The organism is Marinomonas sp. GJ51-14 (assembly GCF_055808695.1).
This window is the reverse complement of record NZ_CM147879.1, coordinates 1,850,791-1,867,746: the sequence shown is the minus strand read 5'-3', so window position 1 is coordinate 1,867,746 and position 16,956 is coordinate 1,850,791. Positions and strand designations below refer to the sequence as shown.

At 37.7% G+C, this 16,956-nt stretch carries 15 protein-coding genes and 1 pseudogene; 5 read left to right on the top strand and 11 right to left on the bottom strand.

Annotated elements, in window-relative coordinates; all coding sequences use genetic code 11:
- Window positions 1–48: 48 nt before the first annotated feature.
- Complete coding sequence (locus AC0L3Y_RS08980) at window positions 49–861, top strand: glycosyltransferase family 2 protein (protein ID WP_473460937.1); 813 nt, start codon at window positions 49–51, stop codon at window positions 859–861.
- Between the two features lie 56 nt (window positions 862–917).
- Here AC0L3Y_RS08980 and AC0L3Y_RS08975 read toward each other — a convergent pair whose 3' ends face one another.
- From AC0L3Y_RS08975 to AC0L3Y_RS08955, 5 genes are read right to left on the bottom strand one after another with little or no spacing between them, the layout of a single operon-like run.
- Window positions 918–1,331: an FAD synthase family protein gene (locus AC0L3Y_RS08975; RefSeq protein WP_473460934.1), complete on the bottom strand. Its 414-nt coding sequence runs from the start codon at window positions 1,329–1,331 to the stop codon at window positions 918–920.
- Between the two features lie 14 nt (window positions 1,332–1,345).
- Window positions 1,346–2,413, bottom strand: a complete 1,068-nt coding sequence (locus tag AC0L3Y_RS08970) for a CDP-glycerol glycerophosphotransferase family protein (protein ID WP_473470556.1) — start codon at window positions 2,411–2,413, stop codon at window positions 1,346–1,348.
- A 25-nt stretch (window positions 2,414–2,438) separates the two neighbouring features.
- On the bottom strand, window positions 2,439–3,791 hold the full coding sequence (locus AC0L3Y_RS08965) for a sulfatase-like hydrolase/transferase (protein WP_473470555.1): 1,353 nt from the start codon (window positions 3,789–3,791) through the stop codon (window positions 2,439–2,441).
- Window positions 3,792–3,823: 32 nt separating this feature from the next.
- A complete protein-coding gene (locus tag AC0L3Y_RS08960; protein ID WP_473470554.1) occupies window positions 3,824–4,279 on the bottom strand; it encodes a DUF3413 domain-containing protein in 456 nt (151 codons plus the stop codon).
- A gap of 55 nt (window positions 4,280–4,334) precedes the next feature.
- The gene (locus AC0L3Y_RS08955) at window positions 4,335–5,504 is read right to left on the bottom strand and encodes a nucleotide sugar dehydrogenase (RefSeq protein WP_473470553.1); all 1,170 of its coding nucleotides are present in this window, start codon (window positions 5,502–5,504) and stop codon (window positions 4,335–4,337) included.
- Window positions 5,505–5,673: 169 nt separating this feature from the next.
- Here AC0L3Y_RS08955 and AC0L3Y_RS08950 point away from each other — a divergent pair, with 169 nt between their 5' ends.
- Window positions 5,674–5,991, top strand: coding sequence for a hypothetical protein (locus AC0L3Y_RS08950; RefSeq protein WP_473470552.1), 318 nt, complete (start codon window positions 5,674–5,676; stop codon window positions 5,989–5,991).
- Between the two features lie 61 nt (window positions 5,992–6,052).
- Here AC0L3Y_RS08950 and AC0L3Y_RS08945 read toward each other — a convergent pair whose 3' ends face one another.
- Window positions 6,053–6,889: a sulfurtransferase gene (locus AC0L3Y_RS08945; RefSeq protein ID WP_473470551.1), complete on the bottom strand. Its 837-nt coding sequence runs from the start codon at window positions 6,887–6,889 to the stop codon at window positions 6,053–6,055.
- A 147-nt stretch (window positions 6,890–7,036) separates the two neighbouring features.
- Between AC0L3Y_RS08945 and AC0L3Y_RS08940 the strand changes: the two genes are divergently transcribed.
- Window positions 7,037–7,801: a TlyA family RNA methyltransferase gene (locus AC0L3Y_RS08940; RefSeq protein WP_473470550.1), complete on the top strand. Its 765-nt coding sequence runs from the start codon at window positions 7,037–7,039 to the stop codon at window positions 7,799–7,801.
- Between the two features lie 12 nt (window positions 7,802–7,813).
- Here the strand turns inward: AC0L3Y_RS08940 and AC0L3Y_RS08935 are convergent, their stop codons facing one another.
- Both AC0L3Y_RS08935 and lon read right to left on the bottom strand, forming a co-directional pair.
- On the bottom strand, window positions 7,814–9,193 hold the full coding sequence (locus AC0L3Y_RS08935; protein ID WP_473470549.1) for an MATE family efflux transporter: 1,380 nt from the start codon (window positions 9,191–9,193) through the stop codon (window positions 7,814–7,816).
- A 129-nt stretch (window positions 9,194–9,322) separates the two neighbouring features.
- A pseudogene (gene lon, locus AC0L3Y_RS08930) lies at window positions 9,323–11,753 on the bottom strand (endopeptidase La).
- Between the two features lie 248 nt (window positions 11,754–12,001).
- Here lon and upp point away from each other — a divergent pair.
- On the top strand, window positions 12,002–12,658 hold the full coding sequence (gene upp / locus AC0L3Y_RS08925) for a uracil phosphoribosyltransferase (protein ID WP_473470547.1): 657 nt from the start codon (window positions 12,002–12,004) through the stop codon (window positions 12,656–12,658).
- A gap of 126 nt (window positions 12,659–12,784) precedes the next feature.
- Here upp and AC0L3Y_RS08920 read toward each other — a convergent pair whose 3' ends face one another.
- The 3 genes from AC0L3Y_RS08920 to AC0L3Y_RS08910 form a co-directional block, all read right to left on the bottom strand.
- Complete coding sequence (locus AC0L3Y_RS08920; RefSeq protein WP_473470546.1) at window positions 12,785–13,402, bottom strand: LysE family translocator; 618 nt, start codon at window positions 13,400–13,402, stop codon at window positions 12,785–12,787.
- Complete coding sequence (locus tag AC0L3Y_RS08915) at window positions 13,399–14,049, bottom strand: TetR family transcriptional regulator C-terminal domain-containing protein (protein ID WP_473470545.1); 651 nt, start codon at window positions 14,047–14,049, stop codon at window positions 13,399–13,401. Before AC0L3Y_RS08915 ends, AC0L3Y_RS08920 begins: the two co-directional genes overlap by 4 nt.
- A gap of 442 nt (window positions 14,050–14,491) precedes the next feature.
- Window positions 14,492–15,577, bottom strand: coding sequence for a GGDEF domain-containing protein (locus tag AC0L3Y_RS08910; protein WP_473470544.1), 1,086 nt, complete (start codon window positions 15,575–15,577; stop codon window positions 14,492–14,494).
- Between the two features lie 392 nt (window positions 15,578–15,969).
- On the opposite strand from AC0L3Y_RS08910, the gene AC0L3Y_RS08905 reads away from it, so the two are divergent.
- A complete protein-coding gene (locus AC0L3Y_RS08905; RefSeq protein WP_473470542.1) occupies window positions 15,970–16,836 on the top strand; it encodes a glucosaminidase domain-containing protein in 867 nt (288 codons plus the stop codon).
- Window positions 16,837–16,956 lie beyond the last annotated feature (120 nt).

Sequence of the window (16,956 nt, the reverse complement as noted above, 5' to 3'; positions counted from 1 at the left end):
GTGAGACTCCGATAACTGTAAGACTCAAATTTAATATTAGGCAAACCAATGAAAACAAGCATTGTCTTTACTACTTATAATTCACCCGCTTGGTTGGAAAAAGTTCTTTGGGGATTTTTTACTCAAACGGCAACAGATTTCGAAATTGTGATTGCGGATGATGGCTCTCGTGATGATACTCGAGAACTAATCAAGAGAATGCGAAAAGAGACACCGATTACTATCAAGCATATTTGGCAAGAAGATGATGGGTTTCAAAAATGCCGTATTATGAATAAAGCCATTCTTGCTACTGAAGGCGAATATCTAATTTTCACAGATGGCGATTGCATCCCAAGAAAAGATTTTGTTGAACAACACTTAGCTCTTTCAGAACCTAACACATACTTATCAGGTGGTTACTTCAAATTACCCATGGACATAAGTCAGGCAATTACAAAAGAAGATATTATCAGCCAGAGAATTTTTGACGTGAACTGGCTAGTTAGCATGGGACTTAAGAAAACTCACAAAACCATGAAACTCACCGCATCAGGTGTTTGGGCATCATTTTTAAATAAGATAAGCCCAGCCCGTCCTACTTGGAATGGGCACAGCGCATCTTGCTATAAAAAGCATATCTTGGCTGTAAACGGATTTGAAGAAACTATGCAATATGGTGGGCAAGATTGTGAATTTGGAGATAGACTAATTAACTACGGCCTAAAAGCAAAACGTATTAGATATTCTGCTGTTTGCGTTCACTTAGACCATAAACGTGGATATATCACGCCTGAAATGCTTGCAAATAGTCGCTCAATAAGAGAAGACACAAAGAAAAATAAAGTAATAAAAGCGAGAGTAGGATTAGAGCAATACTAGAAAAATTTAGCTCAGCCAATAAAGTACAGATATGTTCTCATATCTGTACTTTATCTTTAAATTTTGTTCAGAATCTCCCTTAATTTAGTACTAGAAGTATGAGCAGTGTATGAAAAATAATGTATAGCTACATTTAACTTCTTAAAATCTTCTTCTATTTGATTCCACTTATCTGTGCCTTTCCAATCATCACCAACAAACATCTTATCAAATTTTAGGTTATTCCAAGCTTCTTCTTTATCATAGTTAACCTGTGGAACAACCTCGTCTACAAACTTTATTGCCTCTACAATCTCCATTCGCTCCTGAAAGGGGATAATAGGTTTTTTATTCTTGGCTGACATACATAGTTCGTCACTTGTAACACCAACAATTAAGTAATCACATTCCAGTTTTGCACGTTTAAGAACATTCAAATGTCCAATATGAAATAAGTCAAAAACGCCCGTTGTATACCCAATAGTTTTCATATAGCACCTAAAAATTACATATTTTGCATTAGATAATCGACAATTCTTTTACTAGCAAAGCCATCTGTTTTTCCAGCTAATTTCTCAGACAACTCCAATCTAATAGGCTCCAGCTCTTTAGGGTTTTCCAGCTGCCTTATTACCATAGATTTGAGGTGTTTATAGCTCTTTGCATGAACAGCAACATTTGCATAGTCACCATAATCCTGATCCATTCGCCTTTTAAATTTATAGGAAAAAATCCCACGATAATTCCATCTCAGCTTCAAAAAATCACACCATATTACAGGCTTATTCAACAAAGCAAATTCAAATAGTGCTGAAGATGCATCACTTATAAGTACATCTGAGACGGCAAAAAAAGGTAATAAAGAATAATCTTCTGTTTTAGCCAAATATACGTTATCAAATTGAGACCATTTCTGAAGCAAGGCTAGCTGCTTTTTATACGTTTTTTTCGTAATAGAAAAATAATGAGGTTTTATTATAATATTGAAATTTTTAAATTCAGCAGGCCATTGAGTCGGGAAACGCTCAATACTACTAGGATAAAAAGTAGGTGCATACAGTATGGTAGGAAGATCATCATTTAGTCCATAATCCTTCGACAGTGAAAGGCTCGACACTTCGCCATTCAATATAGGATCTAACTTACAAAAGCCAACATCGATAAATGTATCATCGGGGTACCTATTAGCGAGTCTTTGCCTTCTATACTCACCCTCAACGAATCTAACTGTCATAGAGCTGTTTGATTTGCTGTAATAACTGGCTTTTGGACCTATTCCATGACCCAATTGGGCACTCTTAGAAACTTTATGAAGCTCATCCAAGTAAGCAAAAGTATTTGCAAAGAAAACCCAATCCGCTTTCTCTACTTGATAGAAATCAGCTGCCTCAAGATCATTTTTTACCCATTTAGAAGATAAACCATGATCATTTGCGATTTTTTTAATAATGTCATTATGAATACTCTCATAAAAAACAAATGTTGTAACAACGCCAAGTTTTAGTAACTCATTATGCACAGGTAAATATTGAGGTAGATAATATAAACTTTTGGTATCGAAAATAACTTTCATAGAAAATTCTCAAATAAATCTAAAATCACTTAGCTTTAAATCGGCTCAACTCTTCTAAAATGGTTTTAAGATGAGAAAAATTAGGCTCTTCGTCTTTTTTAGCGCGATTGCTTGAATCTAAGTATTGGTATTGCCCACTAGCACCTACTTCAAGAATACTGTCTCTCGTAATCATTGCATAAGCAGCATAACTAGAAGCAATTAGCCAATCGCGCTCCTTTTCATGCTCATCAAGTAAATTTATACCTGTTGTGTAATGAACCAATGGACTCTTTATACCAAGATAGTTTTGCATAATAGTAGGTACAACATCGGCATGGCTTGAAAGGTAATTATTTATGTTAGGTGTTTTTGCGTTAAGACCTGGACCAATAATAGCAAAAGGAACTTTCACCTGCGCTGATGTAAAGTTACTATTATGCCCCCAATAATTTAACTTATTGTCGTTAAACTCTTGACCATGATCTCCTGTTATAACAAGTAAGGTATTAGCTGCATCACCAGATTTCTTCAATTCATCTAAAACTGTTTTCGCCAGATCATCCACATATTTCACACTCGTTTTATAACGATTTAAAAACGGAAGTGGATCCATATCATTGTGAAAAGTTAGGTAGTTTACACTATTTAACATAGGCTGATATTGTTTCGTATAATCATCCGGGAAATCATAACCATGGGGAGCATCATAAAAAAGAAACGAAAACGCTGGCTTAGATGTATCTCTATTTTTATACCATTCAAGCCAATCTTTTGTGAGACTAGCATCTCTTTCTGAAGGCGAGTTCCCATGAGATCTTAATCGTAAATCTCCTACTTGAGAGAAAACAGTGCGATTGAATTCCGGATCCATTAAAGAAGCAGATGCAAAAACACCTATGTCATACCCTAGATTTTGAAGTCGATCCAGAAAAACCGGAGAACGCTGATTAGACAGCACACTTTGCCAATAAGTACCTGGGATACCATAAAAAAGACCAAAAATACCAGTACGTGTCGAATTCCCAGTCGACATGTGGTTATTAAAAACTAAGCCTTCTTGCGCTGCATTCCATAAGTTTGGAGTATTCTCTGCGTTAAATGTATCAAAACGCCAAGAATCTATAACTAAAAACATAATATTAACCGGCTTATCAACGGTAGAAAAAGCAAGTTTATCTACTGGATAAGCCAAGTCACTACTAATTTTCAGAGATAAAGACCGTTGCTTTGCCAGTGCCTTTTCATCAATCCAACCATGCTTTTGCATAAAGCCATTTGCCGTTGCTGGCTGGAAAAGAGGTAAGTAATTTTTAACCATCATCACAGGTTGATAAGCGTTCGCTGCAGCCCATACATGAATAAAATTACTAACAAAGAAAGAAAAAACAAATAGCATGGTTAACGGTTTATATTTATTTTTAACTTTCTCTATTTTTTTCTATTTTCTATAAAAAAACATAACTTATATTCAAATAAAATAATGAGTAAAAAAAACAAAAGGGAGAAGAACAGAGAGGAAGCAGAAAAATCAACTACATCACCAGATAAAACAAGCTTCAATACCACTTCATTGATATGAAAACGGTATTGAGAAAATACAAAGGTATCAATCACAAGTAAACATAAAGAAAATGATGCAAAAAAACTAACTAAAAAATAGAATATTCTCTTTGGCGCAATCACAAAAATGACACATAAAACACCTACAATAGTGCCTAAGAGTGACATCTGACCAACCAAACTAAATACTATAAAACTGACACCGATTACATCGGTAGGTAATTCTGGTAGAAAGAAGAAATAACGAATTGCTATTAAAATAGCAAAAACAATATTTATTTTTAAAAAAGTAAAATATATCGACAATTTATTTTTATATTCCAATTTTCAAATCCTTTTAGATTGATGTATCTGTATTTTCATAACTACGGCATGACCCCTAAGAATCCACACCAAATAAATCGCGAGTGTAAACTTTTTCTTTCACATCAATCATATCGTCAGTCATACGGTTAGCAACGATTACATCTGAAATTGCTTTAAACTCATCTAGATTCTTAATAACTCTAGAGTTAAAAAAGTTATCTTCTAGCAAAGCTGGTTCATACACAATAACTTCAACACCTTTCGCTTTGATACGCTTCATAACACCTTGAATAGCAGACGCTCTAAAATTGTCAGAACCTACTTTCATAACCAAACGATAAATACCAACGACTTTTGGGTTATTCTTAAGAATCGACTCCGCAACAAAATCTTTACGGGTAACATTAGCATCAACAATAGCTCGCACTAAATTGTTCGGCACCTTATCGTAGTTAGCAAGCAGTTGCTTTGTATCTTTAGGGAGGCAATAGCCACCGTATCCGAATGAAGGGTTGTTGTAATGACTTCCAATGCGAGGGTCCAACCCAACACCTTCGATAATTTGTCGGCTGTTTAGATCATGAGATTCGGCATAACTGTCTAACTCATTAAAAAACGCAACTCGCATTGCTAGGTAAGTGTTCGCAAATAACTTGATGGCTTCGGCTTCAGTAGAGCCAGTTAACAAAACATCAACGTCTGTTTTTTCAGCTCCTTGCACAAGAAGATCAGCAAATACCTGTGCTCTATCTGATTGCTCACCAACAATCACTCGGGAAGGATATAAATTATCATGGAGTGCTTTTCCCTCTCGTAAGAACTCAGGAGAGAACAATAAGTTATTAGTGGCGAATTTTTGACTTGCGGACTGAGTGAACCCAACAGGAACTGTGGATTTAACCACCATTATGGCATTAGGATTAATTTTAATGACGTCTTGGATAACAGATTCGACATGACTTGTATTGAAATAATTAGTCTCTGGGTCATAATCTGTTGGTGTGGCAATAATGACATAATCTGCCCCAATGAAAGCTTCTTTTTTATCGAGTGTTGCAACAAAATCAAGCTTTTCTTCCGCTAAATAACGCTCTATATCTTTGTCTTCAATTGGTGATTTTTTATTGTTAAGCATCTCTACTTTTTCAGATACGATATCCAATGCAACAACTTGGTTATATTTTGCTAACAACAGTGCATTAGAAATGCCTACATACCCTGTACCTGCCACTGCTATTTTCATTAAGCTTCACCTTATCGTATCAAACAAAAATTTATCTTTAATAAACATTATTTTACAGCCTAGCCAGAAATTAAAAATGCTTAGTTTAATTTTTTTATATATTTTTCTTAGAAAAACAGCAAAGTAAGACTACGTGAGCTACTCTAAATTTAAAAATAAGGAGTTCTATATGAAGTTTGAACTAGTTGATCGTCAAGGTTACATTCCAGATCTAAACTATGGGGAAGCGAAAAATGAGCTTGCTTGCTTTATTCCTAGTAACTACAGTTTCCGTCAAGTCAGTTACAACAATGGTGAAGGTGAAGCCATCATAGACAATCACACGTGGTATTTTTTCTTCACTCAAGAAGGAATCGGTATTCAATTAATGGATGGCATTGTTACATTAAAAGAAGCTGAACATTTTTTACTAGCAATAAAATCCCACATCTGGGGTGAGAACCATCAACAAGTACAAATATTTATGGCAGGAGTGACACCAAAATAGCTTATTAGTAAGCCCTCACTTGAGGGCTTCTTCTTTATACCAACATCACCAAAGAATTAAATTACAAAGAAGCTGCTCTCAACATCCGCTTAGCCCACTGACTCCAAGAGCCAACATAGACTTGATTTGCTTCTATTCCAGCATAGTTTAACGCCAGTACGTTATGACAAGCAGTAATGCCTGAGCCACAATAATAAACATAATCCTTACTCTCACCAGATAACCAATCTTGCCATTCCACGTGCAGTTGTTCAGCAGGTTTAAAACAACCAGTGACATCTAAGTTATCGGAGAACGGGCGATTTATAGCTCCTGGGATATGTCCAGCAACAGGATCAATAGATTCATTTTCACCGTTAAAGCGATCTGACGCTCTAGCATCAACTAACTGGAACTGGTTTGTTTCAAAGTTTTCAACAATAGCCTGTTCACTCACCTCCCAAGGAAAAGCCACATCAAACTTATAATCGACAGGTTTTGCTGTTTCAGAGGCTAATGACACTGGAAGACCCGATTTTAACCATGCGGGGAAACCACCGTTCAATACTCTGACATCAATCCCTTGTTGAATTAACATCCACCAAGCGCGAGCAGCAATGGCACCTCCCATGTCGTCGTAGACAACAACTTGGCTGTCAGGTTTTATTCCCCATTTTTGTAAGTTTTTGGAAAGGTCAGCTTCATTAGGCAAGGGATGTCTGCCCGTCAGCTCACTTTCTGGTGCAGCTAACTCATGATGAACATCCACAAAAATCGCGCCTGGAATATGCCCCTTCTCATACTCAGTTTTACCTTTACCATGATCCGTAAGATAAAATCGACAGTCCAACACGATCACGCTGGCTTTATCTGTAAGGGTATTCAATTCATTGCTATTTATTAATGTTTTTAATGACATAAGCATTCCTTAGACAATCATTAATTATGATGAAGTAGAGTTTCCCTGTTTAATCAACGTCTACCTTCCTTATGTACTATCAATATCTACTTTGATTATTCAATTTTTGTTAATATCTCACTTATTTTCCTTCAATCGGGTGTTTTTATGTTACGAATTGATTTGATACTTACTGAACAAGGTCTTGCTAAATCACGTTCGCAAGCGCAAACCTTTATCAGTGAAGGACGAGTATCATACAAACAAAACGAAACATGGCTCAAAGCCACCAAGCCCAGCCTAAAACTCCCTATCGACATTCAACTCAATATTAAAATCAATGAAGCAGATAAGTATGTATCTCGTGGGGCATTAAAGCTAGAAGGCGCATTACTGCATACTCAACTGGATATTAAAGACTTCCACGTTTTAGATATCGGCCAATCAACCGGAGGCTTTAGTGACTGCGCTATTCAACATGGGGCAGCTCATGTTGTAGGTGTTGAAGTAGGTCATGGACAATTAGATACTCGCCTGCACAACCATGAACAAATTACCTGCTTAGAAGGTATTAACGCACGCAGCCTATGTATGGATGATTTAGAAGGACACTTCCCAGAAAATGGATTTGATCTGGTTGTTATGGATGTGTCTTTTATCTCTCAAACTAAAATTCTTCCACAACTACCAGTGCTACTGCGTAAAACGGGGCATTTAATCACATTGGTCAAACCACAGTTTGAAGTAGGAAAAGCATTCATTGGTAAAGGAGGTATTGTTAAAGATAAGAAACGTGTGAGCCAGTTAACAGAAGAGATTAAAGCTTTTGTGACAGCCCTAGGGTTTGATGTGCAATGCTATATCGAAAGTCCAATCAAAGGCGGTGACGGTAACCAAGAATTTTTGCTTTGGGCTACTCGAAGCAAAGATTAAAGAGAACCTAAATCAAAGCATTTCATCGTAATTAAGGTGCTGGCTTGGGGTAATATCTCTAGCCTCTTTTTCTTCTAATTCCGTAATATAGTTTCTCGCCATATAAAAGCCTAAACATCCAAATATAACAGACCCAACTGCTTGTCCAAATAATATTCCCTCAGCGCCCATAAACAAAGAAAAAACAGTAATCAAAGGCCAAGTACCTAACGTTGCACGACCAAAATTAAGCAAGGTGCTATTAAAAGGCTTGCCTAAATTATTAAAAGCAGCGATAGCGATAAATAACAAACTTTGAAAGAAAAAGCTAAACGACACAAAGGTTGCAAAGAAACGAATAAGGTCCGCACTCTCTTGAGTTGCACTGAATACAGAAACCAACCAATCTTGCATTTGATACAAGACAATACACAAGGCCACACAATATCCAAACGCATAAATAACAGCACTGCTCATTGCCCTGTGCATTCGATCAAAACGACCAGCACCATAGTTTTGCCCTAAAATCGGCCCAACAGCACCAGACAAAGCAAACACACCAGCAAAAACAACAGGTATAACACGTCCAATAATAGCGACAGCAGCAACAGCATCATCACCAAATAAAGATGCATGCTCCATGACAATAGCATTCGCCAATGGTGAAGACATATTCGTCAACATTGCAGGAACAGCAATAACAGAGATACATTTCACATCTTTGAAGAAATCCATCAAGTCGAATTCGGCCAACATCTTATGAACATAAACCACACCGTAATACGATACAGCGACCATAGAAAAACGAGCAATGAGAGAAGCAATCGCAGCGCCTTGAACACCTAAACCAAATCCGAAAATAAAAATAGGATCAAGTACAGCATTAATTAAACCACCAATCAGCGTCGCATACATAGCACGACGAGCATCCCCTAGGGCTCTCATAATTCCTGAGCCAATCATACCAATCATAACGGCTGGCATACCAAGAATAAGAATTTGTAGATAACCGGTTGCTAAATCTAACGTCAGGCCTGTAGCACCAACAAACAGGAGAATATGAGGAATTTTTGGCCATAATAACCAAACAACAATAGAAGAAAAAACGATGCCAAATGCCAATACATTCACAGCTCGACGTTTGGCCAGCTCAATATCGCCCTCACCTACTGCTTTTGAAACTAACGCCGTCGCAGAAATAGATACAGCAATGCTTAATGAAATAGTAAAGAACATAATCGCGCTAGAAAAACCTACCGCAGCAACCGCTTCTTTTTCGCCTAGCATCGAAAGAAAAAGCATATCGATCAGATCGACAATAAACATGCACATCAGCCCAAACGCACCTGTCATCGACATGACAGCAACATGCTTAAAGGTTGAGCCTTGCGTAAGTTTTGCCGGACTTGGCATTTTATCTCCTAAAAAATACGGTCTAGAAATACAGTGCTAAAAATAAAAAACCGGACAAGCTAGCTCTTGTCCGGCTCCTTATTTTCTCATGACTCGCCTTTTGAGAGAATCATTACTTAATCGATAAGCTTAATGTATGGAGGAATTTTCACGATTAAATACGATTTTCTCCACATCAGTAAAACGCTCGGCAAAATGCACCGTCATACCTTCTTTTACCGAATCTGGTAATTCTTCAAAATCTCGACGGTTTGGCTCAGGTAAAATCACTTCATTAATCTTACTACGTTTTGCTGCAATGATTTTTTCTCGAATCCCCCCACAGCGAGCACTTGTCCTGTTAATGTTAGCTCTCCCGTCATGGCTAATCCTCGACGAACAGGCTCCCCTTTCGCCAACGACAGTAAAGCCGTCGCCATAGAAATACCCGCACTTGGGCCATCTTTCGGGGTCGCACCTTCAGGCACATGCAAATGCACCAATGACTTATCAAAGAATTCAGGGGATTTTTGGTAACTCTTCGTATGAGAGAAAACATAAGAATAAGCAATTTCAGCCGATTCCTTCATCACATCACCCAGTTTACCCGTGAGTTTTAAGCCTCGCGTTAGTTCATGCACCTTGTTTGCTTCAATCGGTAAAGTCGCCCCCCCATTGAAGTCCAAGCCAAACCGGTTACAACCCCAACCCCTTGCAAAGTTTTTTCAGGGCGGAAATAAGGCATTCCAAGCAAGACCTCTACATCTTTAACTCCGACGTTGATGTGTTCTTTTTCACCCGTTATTAATTCAACAACACATTTACGTAACACTTTTTGCAAGAGTTTATCCAAACCTCGCACACCGGCTTCACGAGCATAATGCTCAATAATATGACGCAATGCGGCATCCGTAATATTGAGTTGTTTCTTGAGTAACTTATTTTTCTTAAGCAGCTTCGGCCACAAATGCTGTTTAGCAATGGCGAGCTTTTCATCGCCAATGTAACCCGACAAACGAATTACATCCATGCGATCCAATAAAGGTGATGGAATGGTATCAAGCTGATTCGCTGTACAAATAAATAAGGCTTTCGATAAATCAATACGCATATCCAAATAATGATCAAGAAACTCACTATTTTGCTCAGGATCCAATGCTTCAAGCAAAGAGGATGCTGGATCGCCTTGAAAAGATGAACCTACTTTATCTATTTCATCTAACATAATCACAGGATTTTCAACTTCCACGTCTTTTAGTGCTTGTACAAACTTACCCGGTAATGCACCAATATAAGTACGTCGATGCCCTTTTATCTCAGCTTCATCACGCATTCCCCCTAAACTAAATCGGTAGAATTTACGATTTAAGGATTCCGCAATGGACTTACCGATTGAGGTTTTACCAACACCTGGAGGACCAACTAAAAGTAATATAGAGCCCCCCATTTCACCACGATGTGCACCTAGCGCTAAAAATTCCACGATACGATCTTTTATATCACCAAGCCCTGCATGATGAGATTCAAGTACATCCCGGGCAAGTTTAATATCGAGATTATCTTTAGAGTGAACGCCCCAAGGTAATGATGTCGCCCAATCTAAATAGTTTCGTGTCACACCATATTCTGGAGAACCTGTCTCAAGAATACTCAGTTTATGGAGTTCATCTTGTATTTTTTCACTGACAGCCTTGGTAAGAACCTTACCCTCTAGCCTGGCTTCAAAGGTTTCTACATCAGAAGTACGGTCATCTTTCGAAATACCGAGTTCTTTTTGAATTATTTTCAATTGCTCTTTAAGGAAAAAGTCACGTTGATGCTTACTAATTTTATCATTTACTTCTGCGCTTATTTCGTTTTGTAAGTGTGCAATTTCAAGTTCTTTTTTCAACAATGTAAGCGATAAACGCATACGAGCTTGAACGGGAATCGTCGCCAACACATCATACAAATCATCGGACTCAGCCGAAGTGATAGAAGCCGCGAAATCCGCTAACAAACCAGACTCATTAAACGAAAAACGACCAAGGTACTGTTTAAGGTCTTCACTAAATAAAGGATTTAAGCGAATTAACTCTTTAATCGCATCCAAAATTGCGATGGAATAGGCTTTTGACTCATCATCATTCGTTTTTAAATCACTGATATAACGAACTCGAGCTAAGTAAGGGGAAGTATCATTTAACCATTCAACTACTTCAAAGCGCTTAATTCCTTGCGCCAGAAAGGTTAATTTACCATTCTGTTTCTCAGCTTTATGCATACGCGCTACACAACCAACAGCACGAAATAAATCAACAGAAGGGTCTTTATTACCTTTTTTATCGGCATAAACTAAACCAACAACAGCCTGCGGATGTTCAGCAATACGCTCTAACGTATCTTCCCATTTATCAGCATCGACCATAACTGGTTGAATTTGTGCTGGAAAAAAAGGTCGACTGGAAATTGGTAGAATATATAAAGTTTCAGGTAACACATCATCAGGAAGCGCTAACCCTTTTGGATCATTGACAACCACCTCTTCTTCCGACACCAAATCATTCTCTTCTATAGTTGAATATTGTTCGTCATCATTCATAATTAGTTTCTCAATAAAGCTCTTTTTCAGAGAGACCAAAATCTATCTGATTATGTTTGTTATCTCTTATGTAATGACGATATCGACGAAAACAATACCTCCTCCTATTTTTCAAAATACTTGCTCACTTGATAAAACCAACCTAAGAGACAGGATTAGTTATTTGGTCGATTCTCACTTAGTGTTATCATATGAATATCGACACCTCTTCAACATCACTCTCTTTAGTTTATAAAAAGGAAAGGCCAATGACTCGCGATGAACTCCTTAGCACCTACCAAGACATCTTCGTAATAGAACACCCCTTCGTGAAACACAAACTAACTAGCCTGCGAGATAAAAACACCAGTACTCGCGAATTTCGCATGTTAGTTGAAGAACTTGGAACGCTAATCGGTTATGAAGCAACACGCGATTTAGAAACAGTTGATATTGAAATCGAAACACCGTTAGAAAAAGCCATGTGTCCGGCACTAAAAGGCAAAAAACTTTGTATCGTAACAATCATGCGAGCAGGTAATGGGTTGGCAGAAGGCGTTCTTAAACTGTCTCCTTCCGCGCGTGTTGGTCATGTAGGTTTATATCGCGATCCTAAAACAAAACAACCAGTCGAATATTACCTAAAAATGCCTCATTCAGTGAATGAACGCACTATTATCGTAGTGGATCCAATGCTTGCGACAGGCAACTCTGCCATTATGGCAATCGATAAAATGAAAGACATGGGCGCGAAAGACATACGCTTCATCTGTCTTTTTGCAGCTCCAGAAGGCATTGAAGCATTCAAAAAAGCTCATCCAGATGTTGCTATGTACATTGGATCGATCGACCGTGGGTTAGACGAACACGCTTATATTCGCCCGGGTGTTGGTGATGCTGGAGACCGCATTTACGGTACTCGCTAAACACTTATAATAACTATCTATTTAATAACTGGTTACGTAGCAAAAAGCCTCTCTTTTCTAATGAAAAAAGAGGCTTTTTTACGCAGAAAAATAATCATGTACATAGAGTGAGCACTTATTTTTCAGCTAGCTCTTTAACGCCAAAAATGCACCAGCACTTGCCATAATCCCACCAGCTGTTTTATTAAGCGTTTTCATAGAACGTTCAGATCTCATAAAACGTCTTGCTTGAGATGCGCTTACTGAAATAATGGTTAATCCAAGCATTAAGCCGGCAAAAGTAAGTGTAGCAGCCAAAATAATATCAGGACCTTTTAGTACTGTTAAATCCATAAAAGTCGGCAAAAAAGCAATATAAAACAATATAACTTTAGGATTTGACGCCGAGATCATAAAACCTTGTATAAAACTTCCAATCTCATTATGTGACTCCAGAGTATCTTCCCCTGAAGGCGCAGAAACAGATGACACCCACATTTTCCAACCTAAATACATAAGATATGCAGCGCCAACATAACGAATAACCAAGAAAACACCTTCCCAAGCTGACGCGATAGCGGCCAAGCCATAACAGGCCATTACCAAATAACCTATATCACTTAAGATCATTCCTATAGACAACGAGATGCTAGCCCTAGCTCCTTTTGTCATGCTTCTTGCCAAGATAGCAAACACACCAGGACCAGGTGTAATACCAAAAATAAAAATTGCCAGAAAAAATGTAATGCCGCTTTCTAATGTCATATTTCAACCTCTTCGATTCGACACCCAGCCAATACCATACGTGTGATAAATTGCTTTGCTTCCTCGTAGTCCGATTCTTCTAGCTCTTCTTTTTGCAACATGATTTTAACTTGAGCATCAAAATCCGCATAGGTCTGAGTCATTGCCCATATGCTAATAAAAAGGTGTTCTGTGGAAACTGGTGCCATTAACCCTTTATCTACCCATATTTGAATGGTTGCTTTTTCTCTAGCTAATTCGGTAACAAACAAACGCCTTAAATAATCTAAAACAAACTCTTCTTCACCAATCAATGCCATAGCAAAAACTTTCGATGCATTTTTATTGAGGCGAGACTGTTCTATTTTTTCACTGATATAACGCGATAAATTTCTTTGTGGCCCATCATCAACATTAAATTCGCTAACAGAGCTTAGCCAAAGATGAAGAATACGTCCCAACACTGCTTCTAATAAATCTTTTTTAGAACGGTAATAGTAATGAATATTAGCCTTAGGCAAACCAGCTTCATCAGCAATCATTTGGGTGGTGGTTTTGGCTAAACCTTGTCGAGCAAAAACACGCTCTGAAGTTTCTAAAATAAGCTCTTGGTTTTGCGCTCGTATATGAGATTTCAACTGATCTTTTGGTCGTTTAACTTCGCTCAAGGGTTAGCCTCGCTGATCAAATACCTACTAAAGGGGATACTCATATTGCATCATCATCCTTAGCAATACGCGAGAAGAATAACATTTTTTAGAATAGGCACGAAGTGATTACAGAAATTGGGCATAAAAAAAGGGAGCCGAAGCTCCCCATTTCCCCTCGTAGCAGAGACGTTAGTGACTATAGGCATTCGTCACTAGGCTAACTGCTACACCACGTTGGCGCTGTTATTGATAGAGATACTATCAATGTTCTGTTTCGATGATAAAAGATCACCGCCGGATGTTATAAAAATAACAACCGAAAAAGATAACACTCAATCGATAAGATTCACCTTAAAGAATCTTAATAAATAAAGTGCTGCCTTTTTAAAAATCTATTCGATGATTATAAACAGGTGTTTTGACAGTGCAATAGGTAGGAGAGAAAAAACTGACCGATCGATCAATTTTTAGGTGTCGGCGATTTAGATACACGATTTCGCCCCTTCTTTTTTGATAAATACAGAGCATCGTCCGCTCTTTTTAACACCGAGCTTGGCTCCTCACCCGTAGAGGCAAAAGCAAAACCAAGGCTCGCTGTTACATTAACTTTTATGTCTTTTTTCTTTTTAGGGTCAAACACTTCAACCAAAGCACCTTCGATTTCTTGGCGCACCTGTTCTAATGTATCTTCAACATGATCTGCAGCTTTGTTAGGAAATACAATCGTAAATTCTTCTCCACCATAGCGAAAAGCCCGTCCCGGTGTTGAAAATCGTTTGAGCTGAGCGGCAACACTTTTAAGCACCTTGTCACCCATATCATGACCGTAGGTATCATTGAATTTTTTGAAATGATCAATATCAACCATGGCAATAGCATATTGTTTCGATAATCCAACTAAACGTTCATTTAAGGCTCGCCGACCAGGTAACTTAGTCATATCATCCAGATAAGCCATACGATGGCTTTCCATTAATAAAAACCAAATCCACAATAGAAACTGTGCGGATAATAAGGCATCAAACTGAATATCTAAAATTGAGAAATGACTGATAATCAACAAACTTATGATACTAATCAATCCACACGCCCTGAAAGTATCACCACTCAACCACCAAGCAGCACCTATTGCAAAGGAACTAACAATAAGAACACCCCAAAGTAAGACAGTAGACCAAGTGATTGATGAATATAAAAAACTGTACTCTAAAAAAGCGAAAGAAATCCAGCTACGCTCAATGGCATAGCACCAGCTCACTAACATCAATACAAAAAGAATTCGGTTGACCGCGAAACGATTAAAAAAGCCTCTCTCAGGGACAAAGCTCAATAGAGCAATACAAAAGCAAGAAACAACAAGATAAGCAGTTAACGAAGCGTCTTGATCGGAGTCTCCATATAATTTGGGAATTAAAAGTAATAAGACAAGAATGAGTACTCGGCCTTTATTGAAGTGCCAAGCAAGTAACACAGCAACACCAGCTAATATAAGCGGTAACAGAGGAAGTAAACCAGCCCATAAAGGAGGTAACAGATTAACGTTCAAACTAGCATATACACTAAAGAGTAAGATAAAAAATGGTACAAGTAGCGAACTTAAACGTTCAGACATAAGAAAATCAGACCCATCGAACTATTCGATTAAACATAATCAACATATTGCCTTGAATAAAGCCAAACTTCATCAACAATCTTTATCCCATCTAAAGAAAGTCATACTAAAGTGGCGAACCCACTAGAAATAACTTAGACACATCTATCATGGTTGTTTTTTATACACAAAAGGAATTAAGGCAAATTAAAGAAGCCTAGTTTATAATCTATTAATGTAAGCATTTTTTAAGGATAATGACTTTCTTCTTACACAAAGTGGCATTTTAAAAATCATTTTATAAGTAAAGCCTTTGATAAAAATACATTTGGGACTCGTAGTTATTTATGGATAAGAAAATACTTTGGATCATATCGTTTTTACTAATCGCAATTTTATTGATTAAAGTTGACCCATTTAGTAATGATCAAATTGACCTAGATAAAGATCAAGTAGTGGAGTCAAATGACTCCCAAGATTCAGAAGACGCTTCTCCTTATGAGAAAAGCTACTTTTTGTCTCATCCAGTTCAAGCTACAGCACCAGATTTTGCAGCAATCACAGATGTTAAAGAGCGAAAAAAAGCATTTTTCAACTACCTAAAACCCTTTATAGATGAGAAAAACACTCTCATTCTAAAAGATCGCGAGCGTATTAATACGCTTCTTAGTAGTAAGAAAAATTTATCTAAAGATGACAAAGAATGGCTTTCTACATTACGAAAATATCACAAGCTTAAACAACTTGAGAATTACTCAAAAGAAGACATAAAGACTTTATTACACCGTTTAGACATTATTCCTGCATCTCTTGTATTAGCTCAAGCAGCAAATGAATCGGCATGGGGCACATCACGTTTTGCGACGAAAGGAAATAATTTCTTCGGCCAATGGTGCTTTCGTAAAGGTTGTGGTTTAGTACCTGAATCTAGAGACAATGATGCAGACCATGAAGTTCGCAAGTTTCATGATGCTAGAGAGTCTGTTTTTGCTTATATAGATAACTTAAATAGCAACGCAGCGTATCGTCAGTTAAGAGAATCTCGTGCCAAACTTAGACAAGAAAAATCAACAATCACAGGATTAGCTCTTGTTCATGGTTTAATACATTACTCTCAACGAGGCATTGACTACGTAAAAGAAATTGAAGGTTTAATCAATTACAACAAGTTGTGGCGATTTAATAATTCACAGGTAAAAACTGAGCAACAGTAAGCAATACCACTGTTAAAACAGCCTTATACCAACAAAAATGTAGTCAAATACAAACTTCTGTTATGAAATTACCCGTTGTGGGGTGGCGAAGCGCCCCCCTTCATTACAATACCGTAACAT

Excerpts from the sequence above, each read along its gene's own strand:
- AC0L3Y_RS08980 (WP_473460937.1), top strand. The coding sequence starts at position 49 with ATGAAAACAAGCATTGTCTTTACTACTTATAATTCACCCGCTTGGTTG.
- AC0L3Y_RS08975 (WP_473460934.1), bottom strand. The coding sequence starts at position 1,331 with ATGAAAACTATTGGGTATACAACGGGCGTTTTTGACTTATTTCATATT.
- AC0L3Y_RS08970 (WP_473470556.1), bottom strand. The coding sequence starts at position 2,413 with ATGAAAGTTATTTTCGATACCAAAAGTTTATATTATCTACCTCAATAT.
- AC0L3Y_RS08965 (WP_473470555.1), bottom strand. The coding sequence starts at position 3,791 with ATGCTATTTGTTTTTTCTTTCTTTGTTAGTAATTTTATTCATGTATGG.
- AC0L3Y_RS08955 (WP_473470553.1), bottom strand. The coding sequence starts at position 5,504 with ATGAAAATAGCAGTGGCAGGTACAGGGTATGTAGGCATTTCTAATGCA.
- AC0L3Y_RS08950 (WP_473470552.1), top strand. The coding sequence starts at position 5,674 with ATGAAGTTTGAACTAGTTGATCGTCAAGGTTACATTCCAGATCTAAAC.
- AC0L3Y_RS08945 (WP_473470551.1), bottom strand. The coding sequence starts at position 6,889 with ATGTCATTAAAAACATTAATAAATAGCAATGAATTGAATACCCTTACA.
- AC0L3Y_RS08940 (WP_473470550.1), top strand. The coding sequence starts at position 7,037 with ATGTTACGAATTGATTTGATACTTACTGAACAAGGTCTTGCTAAATCA.
- AC0L3Y_RS08935 (WP_473470549.1), bottom strand. The coding sequence starts at position 9,193 with ATGCCAAGTCCGGCAAAACTTACGCAAGGCTCAACCTTTAAGCATGTT.
- upp (WP_473470547.1), top strand. The coding sequence starts at position 12,002 with ATGACTCGCGATGAACTCCTTAGCACCTACCAAGACATCTTCGTAATA.
- AC0L3Y_RS08920 (WP_473470546.1), bottom strand. The coding sequence starts at position 13,402 with ATGACATTAGAAAGCGGCATTACATTTTTTCTGGCAATTTTTATTTTT.
- AC0L3Y_RS08905 (WP_473470542.1), top strand. The coding sequence starts at position 15,970 with ATGGATAAGAAAATACTTTGGATCATATCGTTTTTACTAATCGCAATT.